The organism is Agrobacterium sp. (assembly GCF_059499945.1).
The window spans coordinates 376846-400452 of sequence record NZ_JCABZP010000014.1 but is presented as its reverse complement, the minus strand read 5'-3'; the positions used below and the strand labels follow the sequence as shown (position 1 = coordinate 400452).

Annotated in this window: 25 protein-coding genes, 1 tRNA gene and 1 riboswitch; of the genes, 11 read left to right on the top strand and 15 right to left on the bottom strand. The window is 59.1% G+C overall.

Features of this window, described 5'->3' with window-relative positions; translation table 11 throughout:
- Window positions 1-17: 17 nt before the first annotated feature.
- The 3 genes from AC5I5B_RS13680 to AC5I5B_RS13670 all read left to right on the top strand — a co-directional run bounded on the left by AC5I5B_RS13680 (window position 18) and on the right by AC5I5B_RS13670 (window position 2365).
- Entirely contained in the window at window positions 18-944 is a 927-nt protein-coding gene (locus tag AC5I5B_RS13680) for a TSUP family transporter (RefSeq protein WP_111833721.1), read from the top strand.
- The gene (locus AC5I5B_RS13675) at window positions 941-1768 is read left to right on the top strand and encodes a TIGR02186 family protein (protein WP_060727028.1); all 828 of its coding nucleotides are present in this window, start codon (window positions 941-943) and stop codon (window positions 1766-1768) included. Before AC5I5B_RS13680 ends, AC5I5B_RS13675 begins: the two co-directional genes overlap by 4 nt.
- Window positions 1769-1927: 159 nt before the next feature.
- On the top strand, window positions 1928-2365 hold the full coding sequence (locus AC5I5B_RS13670) for a universal stress protein (RefSeq protein WP_003503507.1): 438 nt from the start codon (window positions 1928-1930) through the stop codon (window positions 2363-2365).
- Window positions 2366-2439: 74 nt separating this feature from the next.
- Here the strand turns inward: AC5I5B_RS13670 and pdeM are convergent, their stop codons facing one another.
- Together pdeM and AC5I5B_RS13660 are read right to left on the bottom strand one after the other, a co-directional pair.
- On the bottom strand, window positions 2440-3168 hold the full coding sequence (pdeM, locus tag AC5I5B_RS13665; RefSeq protein WP_003503509.1) for a ligase-associated DNA damage response endonuclease PdeM: 729 nt from the start codon (window positions 3166-3168) through the stop codon (window positions 2440-2442).
- 28 nt (window positions 3169-3196) lie between these two features.
- Window positions 3197-5788 carry a ligase-associated DNA damage response DEXH box helicase gene (locus AC5I5B_RS13660; RefSeq protein ID WP_336377026.1) on the bottom strand — a complete coding sequence of 864 codons (2592 nt, stop codon included), beginning with the start codon at window positions 5786-5788 and terminating at the stop codon, window positions 3197-3199.
- A 50-nt stretch (window positions 5789-5838) separates the two neighbouring features.
- Here AC5I5B_RS13660 and AC5I5B_RS13655 point away from each other — a divergent pair, with 50 nt between their 5' ends.
- The gene (locus AC5I5B_RS13655) at window positions 5839-6342 is read left to right on the top strand and encodes an RrF2 family transcriptional regulator (protein ID WP_003503511.1); all 504 of its coding nucleotides are present in this window, start codon (window positions 5839-5841) and stop codon (window positions 6340-6342) included.
- A gap of 99 nt (window positions 6343-6441) precedes the next feature.
- Window positions 6442-6903, top strand: coding sequence for a carboxymuconolactone decarboxylase family protein (locus AC5I5B_RS13650; protein ID WP_111791877.1), 462 nt, complete (start codon window positions 6442-6444; stop codon window positions 6901-6903).
- Window positions 6904-6929: 26 nt separating this feature from the next.
- On the opposite strand, the gene AC5I5B_RS13645 is transcribed toward AC5I5B_RS13650, so the two are convergent.
- From AC5I5B_RS13645 to AC5I5B_RS13635, 3 genes are all read right to left on the bottom strand, one after another.
- Window positions 6930-7571 carry a YitT family protein gene (locus AC5I5B_RS13645; RefSeq protein ID WP_020010974.1) on the bottom strand — a complete coding sequence of 214 codons (642 nt, stop codon included), beginning with the start codon at window positions 7569-7571 and terminating at the stop codon, window positions 6930-6932.
- A gap of 72 nt (window positions 7572-7643) precedes the next feature.
- Window positions 7644-8255 (bottom strand): YitT family protein, encoded by a 612-nt coding sequence (locus tag AC5I5B_RS13640; protein ID WP_003503514.1) that lies wholly within the window; start codon window positions 8253-8255, stop codon window positions 7644-7646.
- A 134-nt stretch (window positions 8256-8389) separates the two neighbouring features.
- A complete protein-coding gene (locus AC5I5B_RS13635) occupies window positions 8390-9331 on the bottom strand; it encodes a class I SAM-dependent DNA methyltransferase (protein WP_162690242.1) in 942 nt (313 codons plus the stop codon).
- Window positions 9332-9500: 169 nt separating this feature from the next.
- Between AC5I5B_RS13635 and AC5I5B_RS13630 the strand changes: the two genes are divergently transcribed.
- Entirely contained in the window at window positions 9501-9767 is a 267-nt protein-coding gene (locus AC5I5B_RS13630) for a DUF6460 domain-containing protein (RefSeq protein ID WP_003493739.1), read from the top strand.
- A 1-nt stretch (window position 9768) separates the two neighbouring features.
- The gene (locus tag AC5I5B_RS13625) at window positions 9769-10266 is read left to right on the top strand and encodes a CAP domain-containing protein (protein ID WP_003503518.1); all 498 of its coding nucleotides are present in this window, start codon (window positions 9769-9771) and stop codon (window positions 10264-10266) included.
- A 173-nt stretch (window positions 10267-10439) separates the two neighbouring features.
- Here AC5I5B_RS13625 and AC5I5B_RS13620 read toward each other — a convergent pair whose 3' ends face one another.
- Both AC5I5B_RS13620 and AC5I5B_RS13615 read right to left on the bottom strand, forming a co-directional pair.
- Entirely contained in the window at window positions 10440-11531 is a 1092-nt protein-coding gene (locus tag AC5I5B_RS13620) for a quinone-dependent dihydroorotate dehydrogenase (RefSeq protein WP_111833722.1), read from the bottom strand.
- Window positions 11531-11884, bottom strand: coding sequence for a DUF952 domain-containing protein (locus AC5I5B_RS13615; RefSeq protein ID WP_495752740.1), 354 nt, complete (start codon window positions 11882-11884; stop codon window positions 11531-11533). The genes AC5I5B_RS13620 and AC5I5B_RS13615 overlap by 1 nt, the downstream gene beginning before the upstream one ends.
- A 252-nt stretch (window positions 11885-12136) precedes the next feature.
- Here AC5I5B_RS13615 and AC5I5B_RS13610 point away from each other — a divergent pair, with 252 nt between their 5' ends.
- Window positions 12137-12787 carry a response regulator gene (locus tag AC5I5B_RS13610; protein ID WP_099085675.1) on the top strand — a complete coding sequence of 217 codons (651 nt, stop codon included), beginning with the start codon at window positions 12137-12139 and terminating at the stop codon, window positions 12785-12787.
- 112 nt (window positions 12788-12899) lie between these two features.
- Window positions 12900-13550, top strand: coding sequence for a S24 family peptidase (locus AC5I5B_RS13605; RefSeq protein ID WP_003503527.1), 651 nt, complete (start codon window positions 12900-12902; stop codon window positions 13548-13550).
- Window positions 13551-13618: 68 nt separating this feature from the next.
- Here the strand turns inward: AC5I5B_RS13605 and AC5I5B_RS13600 are convergent, their stop codons facing one another.
- The gene (locus AC5I5B_RS13600; RefSeq protein ID WP_099085676.1) at window positions 13619-14371 is read right to left on the bottom strand and encodes a polysaccharide deacetylase family protein; all 753 of its coding nucleotides are present in this window, start codon (window positions 14369-14371) and stop codon (window positions 13619-13621) included.
- A gap of 26 nt (window positions 14372-14397) precedes the next feature.
- A complete protein-coding gene (gene uppY, locus AC5I5B_RS13595; protein WP_111833723.1) occupies window positions 14398-15693 on the bottom strand; it encodes a Wzy-type polysaccharide biosynthesis protein UppY in 1296 nt (431 codons plus the stop codon).
- 286 nt (window positions 15694-15979) lie between these two features.
- Here uppY and uppX point away from each other — a divergent pair, with 286 nt between their 5' ends.
- The gene (uppX, locus tag AC5I5B_RS13590) at window positions 15980-17272 is read left to right on the top strand and encodes a Wzx-type polysaccharide biosynthesis protein UppX (RefSeq protein ID WP_162695475.1); all 1293 of its coding nucleotides are present in this window, start codon (window positions 15980-15982) and stop codon (window positions 17270-17272) included.
- 37 nt (window positions 17273-17309) lie between these two features.
- Here uppX and AC5I5B_RS13585 read toward each other — a convergent pair whose 3' ends face one another.
- Window positions 17310-18071, bottom strand: coding sequence for a transporter substrate-binding domain-containing protein (locus AC5I5B_RS13585; RefSeq protein WP_060722864.1), 762 nt, complete (start codon window positions 18069-18071; stop codon window positions 17310-17312).
- A 170-nt stretch (window positions 18072-18241) separates the two neighbouring features.
- Between AC5I5B_RS13585 and AC5I5B_RS13580 the strand changes: the two genes are divergently transcribed.
- Window positions 18242-20173, top strand: a complete 1932-nt coding sequence (locus tag AC5I5B_RS13580) for a glycosyltransferase (protein WP_162695462.1) — start codon at window positions 18242-18244, stop codon at window positions 20171-20173.
- A gap of 212 nt (window positions 20174-20385) precedes the next feature.
- Here AC5I5B_RS13580 and AC5I5B_RS13575 read toward each other — a convergent pair whose 3' ends face one another.
- From AC5I5B_RS13575 to AC5I5B_RS13555, 5 genes are all read right to left on the bottom strand, one after another.
- Entirely contained in the window at window positions 20386-20679 is a 294-nt protein-coding gene (locus tag AC5I5B_RS13575) for a hypothetical protein (RefSeq protein WP_035212595.1), read from the bottom strand.
- Window positions 20680-20731: 52 nt separating this feature from the next.
- Window positions 20732-21457: an aquaporin Z gene (gene aqpZ, locus AC5I5B_RS13570; protein WP_003503541.1), complete on the bottom strand. Its 726-nt coding sequence runs from the start codon at window positions 21455-21457 to the stop codon at window positions 20732-20734.
- A gap of 153 nt (window positions 21458-21610) precedes the next feature.
- A complete protein-coding gene (locus AC5I5B_RS13565) occupies window positions 21611-22159 on the bottom strand; it encodes an RNA 2'-phosphotransferase (protein WP_111833724.1) in 549 nt (182 codons plus the stop codon).
- A gap of 58 nt (window positions 22160-22217) precedes the next feature.
- Window positions 22218-22291 (bottom strand) — tRNA-Gly (locus tag AC5I5B_RS13560).
- Window positions 22292-22346: 55 nt separating this feature from the next.
- Window positions 22347-23444 (bottom strand): 2'-deoxycytidine 5'-triphosphate deaminase, encoded by a 1098-nt coding sequence (locus AC5I5B_RS13555; protein WP_111833817.1) that lies wholly within the window; start codon window positions 23442-23444, stop codon window positions 22347-22349.
- Window positions 23445-23517: 73 nt separating this feature from the next.
- Window positions 23518-23596: riboswitch (SAM riboswitch) on the top strand.
- The last annotated feature ends 11 nt before the right edge of the window (window positions 23597-23607 follow it).

Here is a 23607-nt window from a genome sequence, read left to right as displayed (position 1 = left end):
TGCCCGAGGTCCGAGCCGTGACTGTCTATCTGCCGATCGCAGAACTGTCGGTGAATATTTTCATCATTCTCGGCATGGGCGCGGCCGTCGGTTTTCTTTCCGGCATGTTCGGCGTGGGCGGCGGATTTCTGATCACGCCGCTTCTGATTTTCTACAATATTCCCCCCGTGGTGGCTGTGGCGACCGGCGCAAACCAGGTGGTCGCTTCCTCCGTGTCAGGCTCGATCACGCATTTCCGGCGCGGAACGCTGGACGTGAAGCTCGGCGGCGTGCTGCTTGTGGGCGGTCTTGTGGGTGCGACGGTCGGCGTGTGGATATTCTCCTTCCTGCGCAGTATCGGCCAGCTCGATCTCATCGTTTCGCTGCTCTACGTCATCCTGCTCGGTACCGTTGGCGTGCTGATGCTGAAGGAAAGCATTTCGGCGCTTCGCCGCGCCGCCCGCAATGAAGCCGTGACGCTGCGCCGGCCGGGCCACCACAACTGGGTTCACCGCCTGCCGCTGAAAATGCGGTTCAAGAAATCGAAGATCTATCTCAGCGTCATTCCCATCGTCACGCTGGGTTTCGGCATTGGCATCCTCACCTCGATCATGGGTGTCGGCGGCGGCTTCATCATGGTGCCGGCGATGATCTATCTGTTGCGCATTCCGACCAGCGTGGTCGTCGGCACCTCACTGTTCCAGATCATTTTCGTCACCGCCTATACGACCGTGGTTCAGGCCGCGACCAACTATTCCGTCGACGTGGTGCTGGCCTTCATCCTGATGGTGGCGGGGGTCATCGGTGCGCAATATGGTGTGCGCGTCGGGCAGAAACTGCGTGGCGAACAGTTGCGCGCGCTTCTGGCGCTGCTGGTGCTTGCGGTCGCCCTTCGCCTTGCCGTAGCGCTGGTGGTGCGGCCGGAAGACCTGTTTTCGGTGGCCGTCGGGGGGTTAGGTTATTGACCCGCCATTTGCTGCTTGCCGCCCTTGCCCTGCTCTCATGTCTTGCCCTCGGGCAAACTGCTTCGGCGCAGACGCCGCCACTTGCCCTGCCGCCCGGTCCGCAGCAGCGGTCTCTGCTGGAAAATATCGAAATCGGCGCATCGACGACGGAAATTCCCATCGCGTCGGATTTTCGCGGGGCGGATTTCACGCTTTTCGGCGCGCTCAACAATACCGATCAGCTGCTGCTCGCCATCGGGCAATATGATATCGTCGTGACGCTGGAAGGGCCGAGCGACTATATGACCGTGCGCAAGAAGGAGCGTGTGGCGGGCATCTGGATCAATACCAGCGCCATCACCTTCACGCCGCTGCCGGAATCCTATTCCATGGCCAGCACGCGCAATATCAGCGACATCGCTTCGCCCGGCACGCTCAGGGCCATGGGGCTGGGTGTCGACCATCTGTCGCTGAAAAGCGCGGTGTTTTCCGGCGTGCCCGACAATGTCTTCGATTTTCAGGAGGCCTACCGTCGGCTCAAGCTTTCAAGCGGCATCTATCGTAACGACACGACCGGTGTGAGGCTGGAACGCACCGGCCTGTTCTGGGCGACACTTCGCCTGCCCGCCAACGTGCCGAACGGCGTGCACACCGCCCGCGCCTATCTCTTCAAGAGCGGCAAATTCATCGCCCAGCGCGAATTGAAACTGCGCGTCGTCAAGACCGGCATGGAGCAGGCGATCACCGATGCGGCGCATCAGACGCCGCTTGCCTATGGCGCGCTCTGCGTTCTGCTCGCCGTCGTGACCGGCTGGGGCGCCAGCATCATCTTCCGCAAGGACTGACCCGCTCTTCCTCCTGCAAATCGGGCGCAGGCGACCCTCTGCGTCAAAGATAGCATTCGCTTCCGTCATCGGTTTGCGGTAAAATTCAAGGCGTTACAACCACGCACACAGCTCTTGGCGGCCAGTGTGGCTGTGACCGGGATGAAAAGGAGAAATGTCATGTTCAAGCACATTCTCATTCCCACCGATGGCTCGCCGCTGGCGCAGATCGCAATCGACCAAGGGTTCGCTCTCGCCAAGGAGGCAGGCGCAAAGGTGACCGTGGTGACGGTATCGGAACCCTTTCATGTGATTGCCAGCGATGTCGAGGACATTGCCGCCATTGCCGAAGAGGAATTTCACCGTTGTGAGGAGGCGGAGCATCTGCTGCGCGATACGCAGGCACAGGCCACGTCCATGGGATTGGATTGTGAAGCGCTGCTGGCGCGGGCGGGAAGGCCCGACGAGGCGATCATCGAAGCCGCCAACAGGAGCGGCTGCGATCTCATCGCCATGGCCTCGCACCGGCGCAGGAGCTTCTTGGAAATGCTGCTCGGCAGCGTCACGGCCAAGGTGCTGAAGAATTCGAAGATACCGGTACTGGTCTACCGGCAATAGAGCATTTCCAGTAAAAGTGCGTAGCGGTTTTACTGGAAATGCGTAAAAACAAAGAGATAACGGCGACGATGCGCTCAGCCGATGAGATTTGAAAATCGCACCGAATAGATGCGATCCCTCCCCATCAGATGCGCGACAAGAGCGGCATGATCGAACAGGCCGCGCATCGCCTTGTGCCGCAAATCCAGCCCGCCGCTCATCACCCCGAATGCCGGCATCAAAAGCCGTGAACCATCGGTGGCGAAACAGGGGCGTCGCACCGTTTTCTCGCGACGGCGCACGGTTGCAGAAGGATGCAGGTGCCCCGCAATTTCGCCCGCGGCATCTCCCAGCTTCGGCTCGTGGCGGAAGACGAGATTGCCATAAAACATCTCGTCCACCGAAGAGCCCGGCAGATCGACCGTACCGTCGGGGTCGTGGTTGCCGTTGATCCATATCCACTCGCGGCCGCGGGCCATCTCGCGGATGAGTTCGCGCAGCGGCAGCGGCAGATGCTCGGAACCGACGCGATCGTGGAAATTATCGCCGAGACTGACGACGATCTTCGGATCATAGCGGCTGACGAGGGAGGACAGGATTTTAAGCGTGGCGATGGTGTCATAGGGTGGCAGCATGCGGCCACGCCGGGCGAAGGCCGCGCCCTTTTCCAGATGCAGATCAGAGACGACGAGCAATGACAGGTCCGGCAGGTAGAGGCCGCCCAACGGGTCGCACCAGGCGGCGACGCCGTTGATGGCGGTTTCGCTGCCAAGGCATTCGAAGCCATTGGAAAACCTGTCGCTCAATGTCAGCCGGCTCAGCACTTTTATCGTTGTTCCTTCATTGCGTATGTCAGGACATGGCCTCGGCGATAAGCTCGTCGGCGGCCTCGGCCAGCACATCGTCCATCGCCTCGCCCGCCACCGTCTCACGGCCGATTTCCAACATGACCGGAACGGCGAGCGGCGAGACATGTTCCAGCGCGCGGTGGGTGGTGTGACCCTTGATTCGCTTCAGCATATCGCCAAGACGGCCAATGTCCAAAAGTCCAGCCGCGGCATCGCGCCGCGTCGCTTCCAGCAGGATATGATCCGGCTCATGGCTGCGAAGAACGTCATAAATAAGATCGGCAGACACCGTGACCTGACGGCCGGTCTTTTCCTTGCCGGGATGACGGCGTTCGATCAGCCCGGAAATGACGGCGCAGTTGCGGAAGGTGCGCTTCAGCATGAAGGATTCGTCCAGCCATGCTTCCAGATCGTCGCCGAGCATGTCCTCGTCCAGCAGGTCGGCCAGTGACAGGCGGCGGGATTTCAGCCGCATGCCGATATCCTCCATCGCCCAGATGGCCAGCGAATAATCGGTGGCGACGAAGCCCATGGGTTTTGCGCCCGCACGCTCCAGCCGGCGCGTCAAAAGCATGCCGAGCGTCTGGTGCGCCAAGCGTCCCTCGAAGGGATACATGACCATGAAGAAGCGCTTGCGGAAGGGGAAGGTCTCCACCAGCAGCTCGTCGCGCCTGGGAATAATCGACTTCTCCTTCTGGATCGCCAGCCAGTCACGCACCTGATCCGGCAGCGCCTGCCAGCGGGCGGGATCGGAGAGCATGGAGCGCACCTGATCCGCGAGGTAGGTGGAAAGCGGAAACTTGCCGCCGGCATAGGAGGGTATCTTCGGGTCCATGGAAAAGGCCTGCGAGACCAGACATTCATTCTCGCGGATACCTTCAAAACGCAGCACCTTGCCGGCAAAAAGGAACGTATCGCCCTGCACCAGCTGCTCGAGGAAATATTCCTCGACCTTGCCGAGCGACATGCCGCCGCGCCCGACCGTGCCCTTGGGATTGCGCTTGACCATGCGGACATTCAGTTCCGCCGCCTCGACGATGGTGCCGAGGTTCAGCCTATATTGCTGTGCGACGGCGGGATTGGAGACCCGCCAGCGACCGTCCTTCATCTGGCGGATGCGGGCGTAACGCTCATAGGTGCGCAGCGCGTAGCCGCCGGTGGCGGTGAAATCCACCACCCGGTCGAAGGTGGCGCGCGGCAGATCGGCATAGGGCGAGGCGCTGGTCACTTCGCGGTAAAGATCGTCCGCATCGAAGGGTTCGGCGCAGGCCATGCCGAGAACATGCTGGGCGAGAACATCGAGCGCGCCTTCGGCAATCGGCGGCGTATCCTGCGCGCCGATATAATTGGCATCCAGTGCAGCGCGACACTCCATCACCTCGAAACGGTTGGCCGGAACGAGAATTGCCTTTGATGGCTCGTCCATGCGGTGATTGGCGCGGCCGATGCGCTGGGCCAGGCGGCTTGCGCCCTTCGGCGCACCGACATGCACGACAAGGTCGACGTCGCCCCAGTCTATGCCGAGATCGAGCGTGGAGGTGGCGACGACGGCGCGCAGCCGGTTTTCGGCCATGGCGGCCTCCACCCTGCGACGCTGAGCAGCATCCAGCGAACCGTGATGCAGGGCAATCGGCAGATTGTCGTCATTGATGGTCCAGAGTTCCTGGAAGATCAGCTCCGCCTGCGAGCGGGTATTGACGAAGATCAGCGTCGTCTGGTGGTCCTTCAGCGCAGAGTACAAATCCTTCATGGCGTAACGCGCCGAATGGCCGGACCATGGGATGCGCTCTTCCGTGTTCAGGATGGAAATATCCGGTTTTGCGCCGCCCTCGACGGTGATGAGGCCAGCGGGTGGCTCGCCCTGCCCCTGCGGTGCAAGATAACCACGCAAATCCATCGGCTCCGCCACCGTGGCGGAAAGGCCGATAAAGCGCACATCGGGTGCGTGCCGGCGCACACGGGCAAGCGCCAGCGACAGCAGGTGGCCACGTTTGGAGGTGACGAGTGAATGTAATTCATCGAGCACCACATATTTCAGGTCACGGAAAAAGCGCTCGGCCTCCTTGTTGGCGAGCAACAGCGAGACCTGTTCCGGCGTCGTCAGCAGAATATCCGGCGGTTTGACCTTCTGGCGCTGGCGTTTGCCCTGCGGCGTATCGCCTGTACGGGTTTCGATGGAAATCGGCAGGCCCATTTCGGAAACGGGCCTGGTGAGGTTGCGCTCGATATCGACCGCAAGCGCCTTGAGCGGCGAGATATAGAGCGTGTGCACGCCGACAAAGCCCGAGCCCGGCGGCACCTTGCCGCGTTCCGCGAGATCGGTGAGCGAGGCCATGAAGCCGCCCAGCGTCTTGCCGGCGCCCGTGGGCGCAATCAGCAGCATGTTCTCGCCGCCCAGCGCCCGCGCCATCAGCTCCAATTGATGCGCGCGCGGAGACCACCCCTTTTGCGCAAACCATTTCTGGAATGGAAGGGGCAAGGAACCGACATGCGTGCCGGAGATGGGAGACTCAGCGTGTTTCACGCTTTCAAGGTAGTGAGAAACCTTGAAAAAAGAAGAGCGGAACAGGACCGCTTGACAGGAATGCATAATCATGGATAAATTATATCCACGATACTTAAGCGAACCACAAAAGAGCAAAACGGATGAAACTCGGCGACGGCGTTGAACAGGCCATTCACAGTGTAGGCATGCTGGCGGGACTTTCCGAAGGCGGCGTGCTTTCAGCGGCGGCGCTTGCGGAATTTCACGGCGTTTCCACGAGCTATCTCTTGAAACACCTGCAATCGCTGTCGAGCGCCGGAATAGTCGCCACCGTGCCGGGGCCGAAGGGCGGCTATCGTCTTGCCCGGACGACCGACAGGATTACGCTGCTCGATATCGTTCTTGCCGTGGAGGGGCCGCAGCCTGCCTTTCGCTGTGCGGAAATTCGCCAGCGGGGCCCCAACCCCTTGCCGGGACGTTATTTCACCAAGCCCTGCGGCATCAATGCCGCGATGCTGAAAGCGGAGAAGGCCTATCGGGCGGAACTCGCCAAAACCAGCATGGCCGATATTCTGGGCGACCTTGCCGCCAATGACGACGGTGGCATTGCCGCACGCGGCTGTGCCTTTCTGGCGCTGAACGAGCGCAAGACGGCGGCGCGCTAAGACCCAAAAGAACCAATCACCCGAAATACCGGAAGCGTCACCGCTTTCCGGAACGATGACGCATACCCTTAAACAGACCCAACCAATGGAGAGAGACCCATGAAAACCCGTTTGAACTATGCCAAAGCATCCCCCGAAGCCTTCAAGGCCGTTATGGCTCTGGAAAATTACGTTCAGAGCAGCGGGCTTGAGCGCCGCTTCGTTCACCTCATCAAGCTGCGTGCCTCGATCATCAACGGCTGCGCTTTCTGTGTGGACATGCATGTGAAGGAAAGCCGTCATGACGGCCTTTCCGAACAATGGATCAACCTGATGAGCGTATGGCGCGAATCCCCCGTCTATACCGAACAGGAACGGGCGTTGCTCGGCTGGGTGGACGCGGTGACGAAGATTGCTGAAACCGGCGCTCCGGATGACGCCTTCGAGACGCTGAAGGCGCATTTCCCCGATGAGGACATCGTGAAGATCACCGTCGCCATCGGCGCGATCAACACCTGGAACCGCATCGCCGTCGGTTTCCGCTCGCAGCATCCGGTCGATGCGGCTGCGAAGGCGGCCTGACCTCTTAAACCCGGAACGGGCGGCCGCTACATGGCGATGTAGCGGTCGTTCCTGTGATTGATGGCAAGCGTGAGGTTCATGACCAACGCGCCAAGGATGGAGCAGAGGATGACGAAAGGTGTGGCCACGAAGAACGAGCAGGCCAGCACCATGCCGTCAAAGGCGAGCTGCACGAGGCCCGCGCGCCAGCCGAAACGATCCTGCAGATAAAGCGCCAAGATGCCGAAACCGCCGAGGCTGGTGCGATGGCGAAACAGCGCCAGCATGCCGGCCGCAACCGTCAGCCCGCCAAAAAGCGCTGCGGCAACCGGATTGATACTCTGAAAGGCGAAAAAGCCGGGCATATATTCGGAAAGCAGCGCCGTCATCGCGATAGCGCAGAAGGTCTTGACCGTGAAGGCGAGGCCGAGGCGACGGAAGGCGAGATAATAGAACGGTAGATTGGCAAGGAAAAACACCACGCCGAAGCTGAAGCCGGTGGAATAATGCGCCAGGAAGGCAAGCCCCACCACGCCGCCCGTCAAAAGGCCCGCGGACGAAAACAGCGTGACGCCCAGCGAAACCAGCATGCTGCCCGCCAGAACGCCCTGCGCGTCTTCCAGCAGCGAATGACGATCCGGCGCGGAGGCCCAAAGGTTCAGGCGCCTGCGCGCAGTCGTATCGTCCATGCCTTTTCCCCTGATTTTCAGGCCCTTGCCGAGCTATTGCACTCAAGCAGGACGGATTTCAAGCATGCTTATTCAGCGCACGACGATATATCTGTCCGAGCGGTGATTGATGGCCAGAAACATGTTGAGGACAAAAGCGCCGACAATCGAATAGGCGACCGTGGCCGGATCGATGACGAGGAAGGCGCAGAGCATCACGAAGGCGTCGAAGGCCAGCTGGATCAGACCGGCGCGGATGCCGAAACGGTCCTGAATATAGATGGCGAGAATGCCGATACCGCCTAGGCTGGCACGGTGACGATAGAGCGCCAGCAATCCGTAGCCCAGAAGCAGACCGCCGAGCAGCGCCGCCCAGAGCGGATTGATACTGTCAATCACCATCCAGCGCGCCTCCACTTCCGTTAGCACCGAAACAAGGCCGATAGCGATGAAGGTCTTGAAGGAAAAGGCAAGACCGAGACGGCGGAAGGACAGATAATAGAACGGCAGATTAACGACGAAGAACAAAAGGCCGAAGCTGATGCCGAAGGCATAATGAAGGAGGAAGGCGACGCCAGCGGTGCCGCCGGTCAGAAGGCCGACCTTGTTGAGGAGATAAAAGCCGAGCGCCGAGACGATGGCGCCGGTGACGATGCCCTGCACGTCTTCCACCGGCGCATGTCTGGCCGGATCGGAACTCCACATGCCGTAAACGCTTCTCGTTATGCTCACGCTTTTTTCCTCTTGTTCAGGTATATTTTGCACTGCAAAAAACAGCCGATCAAGATGGATAAGTAAGCAAGACTGACCTATCGTGAAAAAGGCAAGAAACGGAATGTTCAGGCTTTCGCGCGGGCAAGAAAAAGAATGCCGGAAAGGGGTTTTCCGGCATCCTTGCGAATGGTGGTTTTACGGATGTCGAGGAGGGAAAAGCCCGTCCGCTCAAGAAGGTCGGTCACATAGCTTTTGGAATGGGCGTAACGAAGGGATTCCCGCAGGATAAAACCGTCCTCATCCCCCGCATCCTCCACCGAGAAGGCAAAAAAGCCTGAAGGCCTGAGCAGGGCGGAAACGAGCGGCATGACGGTTTCGAGGCTGCCGAGATACATCATCACATCGGCGGCGGCGACGAGATCGGCGCGGTATTGCGCCAGGGTGGATATGAAAAGTCCCGAGGCCTCCGCTTCCAGCGAAAGATCAGCCTGACCCAGATAATCGTAAAGCCCCTTTTCCTCCGCCTTGGCCAGCATGTTCTGGGAAATATCGAAACCCTCAAGCCGTTTTGCGAGGGTGCGGATTTCGACACCGAGGAGACCCGTGCCGCAGCCGATATCGACAATGGTATCGAAGACGCCGCCATCCGCCGCCTTGCCTATCAGTTCCGCCAGCTTTTGCGGCACGCTGTAGTCAAGCTTCTCCACAAGCGAGGTTTCGAAACGGTCGGCATAATCGTCGAACAGCCCTTCCACATAACGGCTCGGCGGCTGCTCGGGTGTTTCCGCGGCGCCGAGAACCGCGAGCTTCAGTTCGGCTGCAAACAGCCCTTCCGTATCCAGTTCAGCGACTTTCTCGTAAGCCGCCACGGCTTTTGCCGTCTCCCCCGCCTTTTCATGATATTCCCCGAAGCGAAACCAACCCGCCGTCCACCGTGGCGCAAGTTCAAGCGCCTGTTCCATGAGTTCGGCGGCGGCGGGATAGTCACCGCCCTCCGCCAACATGCGGGCATAGTCCGCCCGGCGGTCGGCAATGACGTCACCGGAAGAAAACTGGTTTGGGGCCATCAATTATTTCCTGAGAAGATGCTGGCTGTCATTTATCAAGCCATAAAAAAACTCAAGTCCTATTTCATGGCCCCTGCGTGGAATTGACGGATATGGCGCGATATAATGCGCGAAAACTTGCATCGAAGCGGTGCGCCCCATATGTCAGGATAAAACAGGAGACTTGCTGATGGCCGGTGAGGTCAACAAAATGCTGGGTGATACGGTGGCCCGCACCGTGGTGAAACTACTCGTCGTTTCATTGCTCGTCGGCTTTCTGATGGCGATCTTCGGATTGACTCCGTGGAACATCATCTATGGCGCGCGCGATTTCGTGGTCGACCTGTGGCGCAGCGGTTTCCATGCGCTCGGCGCAATCGGCGACTATCTGATCCTTGGCGCGACGATCGTCATTCCCGTTTTTATCATCCTGCGCCTCCTGAGCTATCGCCGCTGACATGACCGATTCCACGTTTCAAACGCTTTCACGGCGCGGCTTCGTGCTGCTTTCCGCTGGTTCCGTTCTTTCCGCCTGCGTTTCCATGCCCACCAACAAGGGCATGCCATCGGGCACCCGCGACGAAACGGCGGCGGCACTTCCCATGGTCAATGACCTGCGCCGCACGAAGGGGCTTTCCCCGCTTTCCATCAATGGTCCAGCAAGCGGTGCTGCCGCCTATCAGGCCGGCCGCATGGTCAAGGCGCAGAAGATGGCGCATCTGATCGGCCTGACCGACAGTTTCCTTATCCGCATGAAGGACGGCAATGTCCCGCTTCCGGCGGCGGAAAACGTGGCTGCAGGGCAAGACAGTGTCGAGCGGGTGGTGAAGGCCTGGATCGGCTCCAAACACCATCTCGAAAATATGCTCGGGCCCTATAATGGTCTCGGCGTCGCGGTGGCCTATGACGCCGCCAGCCGCAACCGACCCTATTGGGCCATGGTGCTCTGCGCCTGAGAATGGGCGGAGACTAGGGTACCCCCGCGCCCTCATGCCTGCGCTCGTCACAGGAATCCAGTCGAAGCGCGTCTGCGCGGCGGAGAGACTTCTTTCAGCCCAAGGACTTGGGCTGGCTGGATTCCTGTGACAAGCACAGGGATGAGGGTAGAGAAACCCCACCCAGGTCGTACTCAACCGAGCTTACGGTCGGCCCAGCGATCCACCGCGCTGTCGCGCAGTTCACGGATCGACTCCACGCCCTCGCGGGCGACCAGCTTCGACAGTCCCTTGACGATGGCCGATGGCAGGCCGGGACCTTCATAGACCATGCAGGAATAAAGCTGCACGAGATCGGCCCCTGCCCTCACCTTTTCCAGCGCCGTTTCCGCGGAGGAAATACCGCCAACGCCGATAATCGGCAGATTGGCGCCGACGCGACGGCGCATCTTGGCGAGAACCGTGGTGGAAAGCTCGAATAGCGGCTTGCCGGACAGGCCGCCGGCCTCGCCCTTATGCGGACCGGGGCGCAGGCCTTCGCGGGAAAGCGTGGTGTTGGAGACAATCAGTCCGTCGAGATCATGGGCCAGCGCCTCTTCGGCAACATCATCCAGCCCCTCTTCAGTCAGATCGGGCGCGATCTTGAGGAAGACCGGGATGCGTTTGCCGAAACGTTCGGCTTCCGCCTTGCGGCGTTCCAGCACCGCCGTGAGAAGGGCGGCAAGGCTTTCGCGCGCCTGCAGGTCGCGCAGACCGGGCGTATTGGGCGAGGAAATATTGACGGTGAAATAGGACGCAACCGAATAAAAGGCCTCGATGCCCTGCACATAATCGGCGATGCGAGCTTCGCTATCCTTGTTGGCGCCGATATTGACGCCGACAATGCCGCGCAGACGCGCCTGCTTCAGACGCTCCAGCGCAGCGGCATGACCTTCATTGTTGAAGCCGAGGCGGTTGATGACACCTTCATCTTCGACCAGGCGGAAGATGCGCGGTTTGGGATTGCCGGATTGCGCCTTCGGCGTGACGGTGCCGATTTCGGTGAAGCCGAAACCGAGCCGGAGAAGCGGCCCCGGCACTTCCGCATTCTTGTCGTAACCCGCCGCCATGCCGAGCGGATTGGGGAACACGAGACCCGCCACGGTCTGCTGCAGACGCGGATCGTGCGGCACCATGCAGGTGGGCAGAAAGCCGCTTTTCAACGCCGCGATGGACAGGCCATGCGCCTTTTCCGGATCGACGAGAAACAAGCCCTTGCGGCCCACAGAGGAAAATAATCCGCTCATCACAAAATCTCCGGAAACTGGTGCTGGCCGTCGTGGCCGAGTGAAAGCGGCGTTTCCCAAAGCACGGCGGTCAAGGGAAGAGACGCGTAGAGATGCGGGAAAAGATCGCCGCCTCTGGAGGGTTCATAGACCAGCTTGTCGCCAAGGGCCACGCCATCGACTGCAATCAGAAACAGATCGACCTGGCCGGAAAAATGCCGTGCGGCGGTCTCGGCCACCTGTTTTGCCGTTGAAAAATGAATGAAACCATCGGTCAGATCGATGGCTGCGCCTTCGAAGACGCCCTTCGCCCTGGCCGCACTCCACAACGTCTCCGGCACGATTTTATAGATGATCGCGGGCGTTTCCTGCATGGGGCTCTCCAAGGCTTTCCAGCACTTTCCTGTCCGGGCGGTTTGCCGCAAAGCATGGCAATTGTCCACAGTTTCCACGGCATTTTTATTACGGAAGCCCTGAAAGACCGCCTGTCCACAAGCTTTTCCTTGTAATGCGGGAGCGATTGGCGCAACCTTTGGCAAAGGAGCCGGAAGCGTTCGACCGCCGGCAAATGGGAGTGCGCCAGTACCCAAAAAAGAACCGCATAACGCCCTTGGGAGGGGGCCAGAATGTCGGAACTTGTCATTATCATAGCAGATGACCACCCGCTTTTTCGCGGCGCCCTGAAACAGGCCGTATCCGGCCTCGACGGGCAGCAGACCATCGTTGAAGCCGGAGATTTCGAGGCTGCCCGAAGTGCGGCCGCAGCGCGCAACGACGCCGATCTCATGCTGCTCGACCTCGCCATGCCGGGGGTCAGCGGATTTTCAGGCCTGATGGCGCTGAGAGCGGAATTTTCCAGCCTGCCGATCGTCATCGTTTCGGCAACGGACGATGCGACCACCGTTCGCCGATCCATCGAACTCGGCGCTTCCGGTTTCATTTCCAAGTCCTCTGGTATCGATGATATCAGAGACGGCATCCGCGCGGTTCTGGAAGGTGATGTCTGGATACCGTCAGGTCATCAGGGCGATAAGGAACAGGATCCTGACGTGGCCGATCTCATCGGCCGGCTCAGAACACTGACGCCGCAGCAAAGCCGGGTTCTGGGCATGCTGGCCGAAGGGTTGCTGAACAAGCAGATCGCCTATGAGCTCAATGTTTCCGAAGCTACCATCAAGGCGCATGTCTCCGCGATCCTGCTGAAGCTCAAGGTCGACAGCCGCACGCAGGCGGTGATCCAGCTGGCCAAGATAAATACGTCGGCCATGGTGGCGTAGAGCAAGGATTTTATTCCTTTCCTTGCTTTACTCCTGACCGGATATGGTCTAGATTCCGGTCAATATACGACAGGAGCTTTCCGCTATCGGCTCCACTTGCGGGCTTTCTATCATGCTTTCACACGAGACGATCTGGAGCGCCATCGATACGCTTGCTAAACGCCATCAGCTGACGCCTTCGGCATTGGCGAAGCGCGCCGGTCTCGATCCCACCTCGTTCAACAAATCGAAACGTTTCGGGCCGGATGGCCGCAAACGCTGGCCTTCGACGGAATCCGTCTCCAAGGTGCTGGAAGCGACGGGGGCAAGCGTCGACCAGTTTTTCGGTTATGCTTTCGGCAGGGCGCAGACGATGCAGCCTTCGGGCGCGGACAACGCCATTCCCCTGCTCGGTTTCGCCCAGGCAGGCTCCGGCGGCTTTTTCGATGATGGCGGTTTTCCGGCCGGTCAGGGCTGGGATGTGGTAGAATTCCCCTCCTCTCCCGAGCGCAAACAGGGCGTCTATGCGCTGGAAGTACAGGGCGAGAGCATGATGCCGCTTTACCGTGACGGCGACATCCTCATCGTGGAGCCGGGCGCACAGGTGCGGCGCGGTGACCGCGTGGTGCTGAAAAGCCGCGACGGCGAAGTGATGGCCAAGGTGCTGGCGCGGCAAAGCCCCAAGAACATCGAGCTTCTTTCGCTCAACCCGGAACATCCCAACCGCAGCTTCGACATGGCCGATGTGGAGTGGATTGCCCGCATCATCTGGGCCAGCCAGTAGCCCGCAATTGCGGACACGGGCCTGCCGTTTCAGCCGTTGCAGCTCGGGAAACGCGCCGAGAATTTCCTCTACAGGCCGAGCGCCGTTGCCGCGGCATCGACCGTCATGATCTTCGCACCACCGGATACCGCCCTGCGGACGAGGCTCTGAAATCTGTCTTCAGGACAACCGTAAAAGCTTGGTGTGCGCGAAACATCATGGGTGAAGATGATGAGCCAGCCGCCTTTTTGCAAAACATCTTCCAGCCAGTGGTCGGCGGCGTCGAGGTAGTTCTGATCCGCACGCAACTCGACTGCGGCAAGATTATACGGGTCGACGCTGCCCCTGTTGATGCCAGGCATGATGCCGCGCGCAGTCCTGAACCGGCGCCGCAGTAGCGGCTGCATGACCGGTGAGGCCATGCCGAAGGGAACGGAGAAATTACGCCCGTGGCGGCCTCCATCGAATGATCCGAGCACGGTGTCATTACGATCGAGATCCGCCTCGAACCCCCGTCGTGAAAAGCTCGAAAGTTTGCGATGGGAAAAAGTGTGGCAGGCAAGTTCATGGCCGGCCGCTGCCAGTTCCGAACAGCCTTTTGTGGAAATCATCTGCTGCTGTTCATCGTATTTGTCGATGAACACGCCGGCGATATAAAACGTCCCGCAGACGCCCTCGTTTTCCAGAATGCGCGCACCCGCCGTCCAGGCGCTTGCCGGCACATCGTCGAATGTGAAGGACACGATCGGTTCGGATGTTTCGATCCGTGCCGCCGGCCCCGGAAAATAGCGCACCAGCCGGTTATTGATCCGGTCTGCAAAAGTCCCGATTTTTTGCGTCATACAAAGCCCCCCGGCCTGTCTGCAAATTACTGCCCCTGTTCAAGTATGTCGTAAGCCTGATGCCTCAAACAATAGATTGCGATCAGCAGAGAAGACCAGATAGGCCCGGTTCCGGTAAAGAAATTACTCTCAAGACACGAAGAAAGCAGCGCATACACCCAAATTCGTGCAAAAAGTCGGGTCAGGCCCGGATCAGTACCCTTGTCCACTGCGGTGCGGAAATCGTTCGCGGGGATGATGACCAGCCAGATGACGGTGAGAATGAAGGCCGGCAAGCCGCCATTCAGCAGGCTTTCGATATAGCCATTATGGGCATGGAAGGCTGTAACGGCCCAGGTGCCGGCTATATCGGCCTGCGACAGGAGCCGGTCGCTCGCCCAGAATGCCTGGAACCCCTGCCCGAAGATCGGCGATTGCGCGAAAGTGTCGAAGGACAGCCGCCATATGTCCGTGCGGCCGGTGAAGGTGGAATCGATGCCCAGGCTTTCGACAAAATTCTGTATGCTCGGGAAATAAGTGGAGCCAACCGCGGATATGTTGATGAAGGCGAGAAGACCGCCGATCATCAGCAGAGTGCGGTGGGCATGCCTTTCCATGACCCAGATCAGCGCCACGGTGACGGGCAAAAGCATGGCCGCGGTTTTTCCATTGGTCTTCCACAGGAAGAAACCGGCCAGCAGCGTGATGGCGATGCCGCCCAGCGTCGACCAGGCATTGCGCAGGTAAAGCCCGATCATGAAAAGAATGATCATGGCCGGAGCGGCGGCGTTCTTGTGGTTGAAAATGCCGCGCCAGTCTCCCGCGAGCGCTTTTTCATCGAGATCATAGGGCTGATGGATCGAGCGCGAGCTGAGGAAGATCACCCCCAGATAACACAGCGCCAGGAGAATGATGGCGAAGATGGCCATCATCCGGTCGAACTGCCGCCGGTCGCGCGGCATGACGACGAGAACGCTGGTGATGAAGCACAGGAGCGCCGTGAAGACCAGACGTTGCAGCGACGTGCTTGGCTGGGTTCCGACCACCGAACATATCGCCAGCCAGAAGAATAGCAGCAGAATGGGCAGTCGCGGTCGCAGCAGTAGACCCGTCAGCCGGTGGCGCAGCGCAAAAACGCCGAGGATCAATGCGATCACGAGGCCGGTTAGTTGGTTTGCGGCGGCGTGCGGCACCGGCGGCGCTGCCAGATTTTCGAAAGGGGCGACGGAAATCCAGATATAGAGCATGGTGGCGACGAAAAAAATCGCGTCGCGCCGGCCGCCGGCGAGTGATATGGCGCTGCCCTGTGCAGAGAGGGGCTGCGTGTCAGCCAAACGCGGCATGGTCGCCTGCACCTGATATGGATGATCGGATCATTGGCCTGCCTTGTGACGAACAACGAAACCCTTCTGAAACAGGGCCATGTCCAAATAACCATAAACAGTCATTATCATCATTATTATGCAATTGCTTTAACCCTCTCTTACCTCAAGAGGGATATGACAGGATAAACTGCCATTCATTCGGGTCGCGGACCTTCACATTATTGGCCGGTTGCGGCTTTTTCAGTTCGCCAGATTTTAAAAACAGCGCAGTCATTTTTGAATTCGCCCGGCAATGCCGGAAAACATGGAGAATGAGGTGTCGTTCAATACGCCGCGGCTCGGCCATCTAGTCAGACTGGGATTGACCTACATGGCGTCAGGCGGAGCGCTCCTCATGTCCAGCGCCGCCCAGCTTTTGACCTTCGCGTTGCTTGCCCGCCATCTCGGTGTCGAACAATTCGCGCTTTACGCCTCCATCACGGCCGTCACCAATCTCGGTGTCCAGATTTGCGGTATCGGTTCGCAGGAATCACTGATCCGCCGCGTCGCGCAGGATCGCAGCATGTTTCCCGTCATGCTCGGCCACAGCTATCTCCTGAGCGCCGCGACAGGCGTGGTGCTGACAATCATCGGCATGGTGACGATCCCGGTATTTTTCCCGACCTCGGAAACCCTGCTGCACACGCTGATCACCACCTTCCTGATCCTGTTCACCAACCTCGTCCTCCTGAAAGTCATCTCGCTTTCCACGCAGAGCTTCATCGCCCATTCCAACTTCGCCTCCGCCAACAAGCTGGAAGTGATGTTTGCCGTCGCCCGCACCATTGCCGCGGTAGTAGCCTGCCTCATCTTCAAGGTGGAAACCGTGGAGGCCTGGGCGCTGTGGAACCTCGCAGCCCACACGATTGCGGCCATGATTTCGGTGAAGGCGATCGCGAGACTCGGCCGCCCGGTGTTCCGCATCGTGCGCGAGGAAATCCGCATCGGCATCCTGTTCTCCACCCAGTTCCTGTTCAAGGCCGTGCGCGGCAATGCCGATATTCTCGTTCTCGGCGCCATTGCCAGCGCCGAGGTGCTGGGCAGTTATTCCATCGCCCGGCGCATTCTCGACAGTTCCTATCTCTCCGTCGAGGCCCTCAACCGGCTGATCTATCCGGGTTCGGCCTCCGCCGCCCTGCAGGGCATCACCAAGACCATAGAACGCGCTTATAATGTGCTGAAGGCTGCACTTTTCATCGCGACCGGCAGTGCGCTCGTCATTTTCATCATCGCACCCTTCCTGCCGCTTTTGTTCGGCGATGAATATGTCTCGCTGCCCGTCATCACCCGCGTGCTTTGCTGGGCGGTTCTGCCCATGGCCGTTGCCGCCACCGCGCTTGAGGCGCTGGGCGCATCCGGACGGCAGGATATTCGCGCGAAGATCTGGAACAGCGGCAATCTCATCGGCTCCGTCGTCGTCGCCTTCTTCACCTGGTCCTTCAGCATTTCGGGAACGATCGGCAGCTATTTCATGGTGGAAACCGCCATCGCCGCCGCCGTGTGGATCGCGCTGCTGCGCCTGCGCCGAAACGAAGAGGTTTTCGCGCCGGCCAAATAAGAGCGGGCGTCAGAACCGATCTGGTGGCCGGCTCTCTCTAATAGAGCCCGTAAGGGAAATAACGCCGGTATATTTCTTCCAGCCGGCCGTTGCGGGAAAGGGCCGCCAGCGCCTGATCGAAAGCCGGAACAAGCACGTTGTCGGGATCGACGGTCATGATGGACAGGCCTTCGCCGAGAAACCTGTCGGACATATAGGGACCACCGAAGAGCGCGCAGCAGCCTTCGGACGCGCTTCCCGAAACCCAGAAAGGCAGGCGCAGACCGTCGGCGAGGATGGCGTCCACCTTGCCTTTCTTCAACGCGTCATACATGGGTTCATAGCCCTCGAAACCCTCGGCCGCGGCCTTTGGAAAGAAAGCTTTCAGCATCTGTTCGTGCCGAGAACCGGCAACCACACCCACCTTCTTTCCAGAAAGCGCATCAGCGCCGGAGCCGGTGAATTTCGCCGCCTTGTTCACCGCAAGACGGGCAGGCATCAACAGATAGGGCCGCGAGAAAGTGAAACTCTTGCGCAGATCGGCAGTGGTGGCGAGGCCGGAAATGACCGCTTCGCCCTCCCCCATTTCAAGCGCCGCCTCCAGCTCGTCAAACGGCAGCGCCTGCACCTGGCATTTGCTTTCGACCTTCAACTGGGCGCAGATTTCACGCACCAGATCGACATGGAAACCTGCAAGCCGGCCTTCCTGATCGGTAAAATTGAACGGCGGAAAATCGACCGACATCAGAAATCTGATGCGGGGAACTGAAGAAAGGTCGCCGCCCGGAAATCGCTCCTGCGCATCGAACAACACCGGCATCCGGTTTCCGTCCGACAATCCCTCCGCACGAACTTCACCAATAAAACCAGTCAATTTTAAAGCGAGAGCTAAAGTAAAACCGATACCTATATTCCGCGTTACATTCGTCATTCTCATCTATACTATCCGTGACAGAAAGTGGGGCGGCACCATGACGGCGGCGGCGATGCATGGATTATTTTAGGCAATATACACGAGATTCGTTTTGTACGACGCCGGCGACACGAAAAATTGCATTTTCCCGTACCAGCGATGATCCGCTTTGGGCCGCTTCCGAACAGGACCAGGCCGAACAAGCCCGCTTTCTCTCTTCGCTGGGATTTGGCAAGACCTATATCGAGGCATTCGAACAGCGGGCGCTGGAAAATGGCTCGACTGTAGAAGACGAATTGCTGGCAAGCAGTCTCGTAACGGCGGATGCCTATTTCAGCGCTTTCGCCAGATTGCTGCGGTTGCCATTTCTTCCGGAAATAAGCCCGGGCCGGGTGGTGGACCTGAACCGACTGGACACTCAACTTGCCGAACCAAGGTTGCTGCGGCTGACACCGCTGCACGGCACGCCGACGCTGCTGATCGTGCCGGAACTGGCGCGGATGGCGTCTCTGAAAAACATGCTGGATCAGCGCCCGCGTCTTCTCGACGAATTTGCCGTAACCACACCGCAAGCCATGCGCAACGCAATCTGGAAAGCGGGCGAGGCCCGCCGCCTGGCGGAAACCCAGCAGCGGCTTTTCAATACGGCGCCACACCATTCCGCCAGGATCACGCTGCACGGCCAGCAGGGTTTCTGCAGTGGCGTTCTCGTTACCCTGCTCATTCTGTCGCTGCTGTTTTATACGGAAGCGGCATTTGCCTATCTGCATATCACCCTGACGCTTCTTTACCTCTTTACCCTGCTTTTCAGGCTGTTCGCCCTCGTCCATGCACCCACGGAAAACGGTGCCGTCTCGCTTTCTCGGCAGGAAAACGAACTGCCTGTCTATACCGTTCTGGTGGCGCTTTACCGGGAAGAGGCCGTCGTCGGGCAGCTCATCGGCGCATTGGAACGTCTGGACTGGCCCAGATCCCGACTGGACATCAAGCTTGTCTGCGAGGCTGACGACGACGCAACGATCGAGGCGATCCGGCGGATAAACCCCGGCCCGCATATAGAGGTTGTCAGGGTGCCGCCTTCCCTGCCGCGCACCAAACCCAAAGCCCTCACCTATGCGCTTTCCGGCGCGCGCGGCGCATTCGTTGTGGTCTATGATGCCGAGGACCGGCCCCATCCGCAGCAATTGCGTGAAGCCTATACCACCTTCCGCAATGAGCCAGACGAGGTGGCCTGCCTGCAGGCGCCGCTTATCATCAGCAATGCCTCTTCCTCCTGGCTCAGCGCCTGTTTCGCCTTGGAATATTCCGGTCTCTTCCGCTGCATGTTACCTGTGCTATCCGCACACGGCTTGCCGCTGCCGCTTGGCGGCACCTCCAATCACTTCCGGACCGCCGTGCTGCGGCGGGCCGGTGCCTGGGATCCCTATAATGTAACCGAGGACGCCGACCTCGGACTCAGGCTGCATCGGCTCGGTTATCGTTGCGGCGTCATCCGACGACAGACGCTGGAGGACGCGCCGACCTCGCTGCCCGTGTGGCTGAACCAGCGAACACGCTGGTACAAGGGTTGGCTGCAAAGCTGGCTGGTGATGACCCGTGCGCCTTTTGCGACCGCGCGCGACATGGGATGGTTTGCCTATATGGTTTTTCAGCTGCTGATCGGCGGCATGCTTCTGTCGTCGCTTGCCCATCCCCTGCTCTTCGTTTCCCTGGCATTCATGACTATCGCCATCCGGGAAAACGGTGCTGATCTGCTACTCACCTGGCAAGGTCTGCTGTTTTTTATCGATGTGCTGAATATCGCCGGGAGCTACACGATCTTCGTGCTGATGGGCCGAAGCAGAATGATCGCCTATGAAAGACGACATGTCGGAAGGCGATGGCTGGCGATGCCCGCATATTGGCTGATGTTATCAGTCGCGGCCTGGCGGGCCGTGGTGGAGCTCAAAACCAAACCCTTCACATGGAACAAGACACCACACGCGCCGGTCGTCAAAAAAACCGACTGACCCGGCATTTTCGAAAACAGTCAAAATAGATTTGGTGCTTCTTTCGGTCAACCGCGGCGACGCTTCATGGTTTCAGCGACATGCTGTTATCCGCAAATCCGCTTCAGGCCTTGCATTACCGGTGTCATCAATAATAGAAGCCAATGCCTTGCCGAACGAAGCTCCTCCTTCGGCAAGGTCCGTCATTTCATCCTGAAGGCGACCGAACCGCTCTACTTGGCAACGAGCTTGTTCTTGATCAGGCCGACGATGATCTGCACGATCAGACCACCGACACCGCCGCCAACGAGCTGACCGGCAAGAGCGCCGATATCCACGCCGCCAGCTGCTGCACCTCCGGCCGCGCCAAGCAGCGATCCGAGCACGGTTCCGCCGCCGAGGCCGCCAATGGCGCCGGCAATCAGGTTGCCGAGCGAACCAAGATCGGAGTCCTTCACTATCTTTCCACCGGCCGTGCCGCCTACCGCACCGCCAACGATTTGGGCCAATATCGAAGCAAGATCCATGTCATCCTCCTCAGTCGTTTCCTCGACCATTCGAGGAAACAAAGCCTCTTATTCATGTCTGCGCAGGTTGAACCGAACCGGTGTGGCCGGCCTTCTCTTCCTCGCCGAAAATTTTCCAGATCACGGCCCCGATGGCGCCGCCAAGGATCGGAGCGAGCCAGAACAGCCAGAGCTGCTGCAGCGCCCATCCGCCGACGAACAGCGCCTGTCCTGTCGAGCGGGCCGGATTGACGGATGTGTTGGTGACCGGAATGGAAATCAGATGAATAAGGGTAAGGGCAAGACCGATGGCGATCGGCGCGAAGCCGGCCGGAACCCTGCCATGCGTCGAGCCCAGAATGACGATAAGAAAAAATGCCGTCAGAATGACTTCGATCAGCAGCGCCGATACGAGAGAATATCCGCCCGGCGAATGTTCGCCATAACCATTGGCGGCAAAACCGCCAATGTCAGCCCCTGCCTTGCCGGTGAGGATGACATAAAGCGCCGCAGCCGCGACGATCGCCCCCAGAACCTGCGCCACGATATAAGGCACGAGGCTTGCCGCCGGGAATTTACCGGCAACCGTGAGGCCAACTGAAACAGCCGGATTGAAGTGACCGCCTGAAATGCCGCCAACCGCGTAGGCCATGGTCAGAACCGTCAGACCAAAAGCGAAAGCGACACCAAGGAAGCCGATGCCGAGTTCGGGAAAGGCGGCGGCAAAAACCGCGCTGCCGCATCCTCCGAATACGAGCCAAAAGGTTCCCAGAAATTCCGAAAGAAGTTTGCGACTCATAACACTTTCCCTATGTTACGACTGCATCAACTATTACGTGCAATTTAATCGTAGTCAAGCTAAATTGTGTACTACTCCCAAAAGCCGGCTCCACGACGATCCGGCCAAGACCGTATCCCACCATTTCAGGCTGTTCCGCGGAAAATAGTGGCTTCAGCCCACCTCTTCCGGCAGCCCCGGAAGAGAGCCCGGCTCTATCTCATTCGTGAGCCAGACACCATTTTTGGCCTGAAAGAAACGATGGCCTCCCTGATGCAGCGCCAGGGCGGAGATCGTCAGAATAACAGGTTTTCCGTGCCTTTCTCCAACTCTTCTCGCTGTTTCTTTATCAGCGGAGAGATGGACATATTGCCGGTTCTGCGGGAGCAATCCCTTTTCCCTGATGCTGCCGAGAAAACGGGTGGCTGTGCCGTGATAGAGCAAAACGGGTGGCTTTACAGGCTCGAGACCGAGATCCACCACCACCGAATGGCCCTGATTGGCCCGGATGAATTGCCCATCGGCAGAAATGGCGAACCGCTTCTTGTCGCTGGTATCGACAATCTCAAGCAGCAACTCATGCGTAAGGGGAATATCGGCTCTTGCTATCAACTCGTCGATATTGGCCCACCCTTCCGCGTCGAGTTCGATACTGATCGCATCCGGTTTGTGACGAAGGACATAGCTTAGAAATTTACTGATCTCGCTGAGGGACTGCGCCATCGGGATGCTGCTTTCTCTTATGACCTTTAATATTCCGGCACATGGATCGCGGCATCGCTGGAGCGGGTGAAGGGAATCGAACCCTCGTATTCAGCTTGGGAAGCTGCTGCTCTACCATTGAGCTACACCCGCGCGCGCATAAGACATCGGATAGTTCGCAGCGGGTGTCAAGCACCCGCCGGGTTCGTTATTCCGCGCGAAAATGCTTGGAGAGCTTCAGTCCCTGCGCCTGATAGTTGGAGCCGAGGCCGCTGCCATAGAGGCCTTCCGGTTTTTCCAGCATATGCTCGTAAACAAGCCGGCCAACGATCTGCCCGTGTTCCAGAATGAAGGGCACTTCGTGGCTGCGCACTTCGAGCACGGCGCGGCTGCCCGTGCCGCCGGCCTCGGCATGGCCGAAGCCCGGATCGAAGAAGCCGGCGTAATGCACACGGAACTCGCCCACCAACGGGTCGAAGGGCGTCATTTCAGCCGCGTAAAGCGGCGGAACGTGGACAGCTTCGCGTGAGACGAGAATATAGAATTCATCCGGGTCGAGGATCAATTCGGCGCGGCCGCGTGCGTAGAGCGGTTCCCAGAAATCGAGAACGTCGTGCTGGGCCTTCTTGTCGACATCCACCACCGCCGTGTGATGTTTGCCGCGATAACCGATCAGCCCGTTTTCACCGAAACCCTTGAGGTCGATCGAAAGCGCGATGCCGCCGCCGGTCACGTTGGGCGTGTCGCTTGCGACCAGCATTTCCGTCTCGTGCAGCTTCAGCAGTTCACTTTCGTTGAGCAGCGAATGGCCAATGCGGAAGCGGATCTGCGACAGGCGTGAGCCCCGGCGCACCACGATGGGGAATGTGCGCGGGCTGATTTCCAGATAAAGCGGGCCGGCATAACCGGCCGGTATCTTGTCGAATTCCTGCGCATTATCGGTCATCACGCGGGTGAAGATATCGAGACGGCCGGTCGAGCTTTTCGGATTGGCCGAGGCAGACATGTCCGCCGGCAACGCAAGGCTTTCCATCAAGGGAACGATATAAACGCAACCGGTTTCCAGCACCGCGCCCTGGGTGAGGTCGATCTCGTGCAGACTGAGACGATTGAGCTTGTCGAGGACGTGGGTTCCGGGGCCGGGCATGAAACTGGCGCGCACGCGATAGGCCTTCGAGCCGAGCCTGAGATCAAGGCTGGCGGGCTGCACCTGATCAGCATCGAGATCGGCCTCGCTCTTCAGCTTGCCGCCTGCAAACAGCGCCTTGATCGCGCCATCCGCCAAAATGCCCGTGGTTCTCGTCATGGTCATCATTCCTTTTTACGGCGACAAAACCAAAAGGAAAGCATTGACGCAAGCCGGTAACGGCAGTATGGCAAGCTTATCCCGTGGTGATTTGGCCGGTCGGCTTGCAGCCACGTTAAACAAGTGGCTAAAAAGACCGGGTGCTAGGAACCGGTCTGCTTTT

Coding starts and splice junctions, on each gene's coding strand:
- AC5I5B_RS13670 (WP_003503507.1), top strand. CDS start 1,928: ATGTTCAAGCACATTCTCATTCCCACCGATGGCTCGCCGCTGGCGCAG.
- AC5I5B_RS13660 (WP_336377026.1), bottom strand. CDS start 5,788: ATGATTATGCATTCCTGTCAAGCGGTCCTGTTCCGCTCTTCTTTTTTC.
- AC5I5B_RS13655 (WP_003503511.1), top strand. CDS start 5,839: ATGAAACTCGGCGACGGCGTTGAACAGGCCATTCACAGTGTAGGCATG.
- AC5I5B_RS13650 (WP_111791877.1), top strand. CDS start 6,442: ATGAAAACCCGTTTGAACTATGCCAAAGCATCCCCCGAAGCCTTCAAG.
- AC5I5B_RS13645 (WP_020010974.1), bottom strand. CDS start 7,571: ATGGACGATACGACTGCGCGCAGGCGCCTGAACCTTTGGGCCTCCGCG.
- AC5I5B_RS13640 (WP_003503514.1), bottom strand. CDS start 8,255: ATGTGGAGTTCCGATCCGGCCAGACATGCGCCGGTGGAAGACGTGCAG.
- AC5I5B_RS13635 (WP_162690242.1), bottom strand. CDS start 9,331: ATGGCCCCAAACCAGTTTTCTTCCGGTGACGTCATTGCCGACCGCCGG.
- AC5I5B_RS13630 (WP_003493739.1), top strand. CDS start 9,501: ATGGCCGGTGAGGTCAACAAAATGCTGGGTGATACGGTGGCCCGCACC.
- AC5I5B_RS13625 (WP_003503518.1), top strand. CDS start 9,769: ATGACCGATTCCACGTTTCAAACGCTTTCACGGCGCGGCTTCGTGCTG.
- AC5I5B_RS13620 (WP_111833722.1), bottom strand. CDS start 11,531: ATGAGCGGATTATTTTCCTCTGTGGGCCGCAAGGGCTTGTTTCTCGTC.
- AC5I5B_RS13615 (WP_495752740.1), bottom strand. CDS start 11,884: ATGCAGGAAACGCCCGCGATCATCTATAAAATCGTGCCGGAGACGTTG.
- AC5I5B_RS13610 (WP_099085675.1), top strand. CDS start 12,137: ATGTCGGAACTTGTCATTATCATAGCAGATGACCACCCGCTTTTTCGC.
- AC5I5B_RS13605 (WP_003503527.1), top strand. CDS start 12,900: ATGCTTTCACACGAGACGATCTGGAGCGCCATCGATACGCTTGCTAAA.
- AC5I5B_RS13600 (WP_099085676.1), bottom strand. CDS start 14,371: ATGACGCAAAAAATCGGGACTTTTGCAGACCGGATCAATAACCGGCTG.
- uppY (WP_111833723.1), bottom strand. CDS start 15,693: ATGCCGCGTTTGGCTGACACGCAGCCCCTCTCTGCACAGGGCAGCGCC.
- uppX (WP_162695475.1), top strand. CDS start 15,980: ATGGAGAATGAGGTGTCGTTCAATACGCCGCGGCTCGGCCATCTAGTC.
- AC5I5B_RS13585 (WP_060722864.1), bottom strand. CDS start 18,071: ATGCCGGTGTTGTTCGATGCGCAGGAGCGATTTCCGGGCGGCGACCTT.
- AC5I5B_RS13580 (WP_162695462.1), top strand. CDS start 18,242: ATGGATTATTTTAGGCAATATACACGAGATTCGTTTTGTACGACGCCG.
- AC5I5B_RS13575 (WP_035212595.1), bottom strand. CDS start 20,679: ATGGATCTTGCTTCGATATTGGCCCAAATCGTTGGCGGTGCGGTAGGC.
- aqpZ (WP_003503541.1), bottom strand. CDS start 21,457: ATGAGTCGCAAACTTCTTTCGGAATTTCTGGGAACCTTTTGGCTCGTA.
- AC5I5B_RS13565 (WP_111833724.1), bottom strand. CDS start 22,159: ATGGCGCAGTCCCTCAGCGAGATCAGTAAATTTCTAAGCTATGTCCTT.
- AC5I5B_RS13555 (WP_111833817.1), bottom strand. CDS start 23,444: ATGACGAGAACCACGGGCATTTTGGCGGATGGCGCGATCAAGGCGCTG.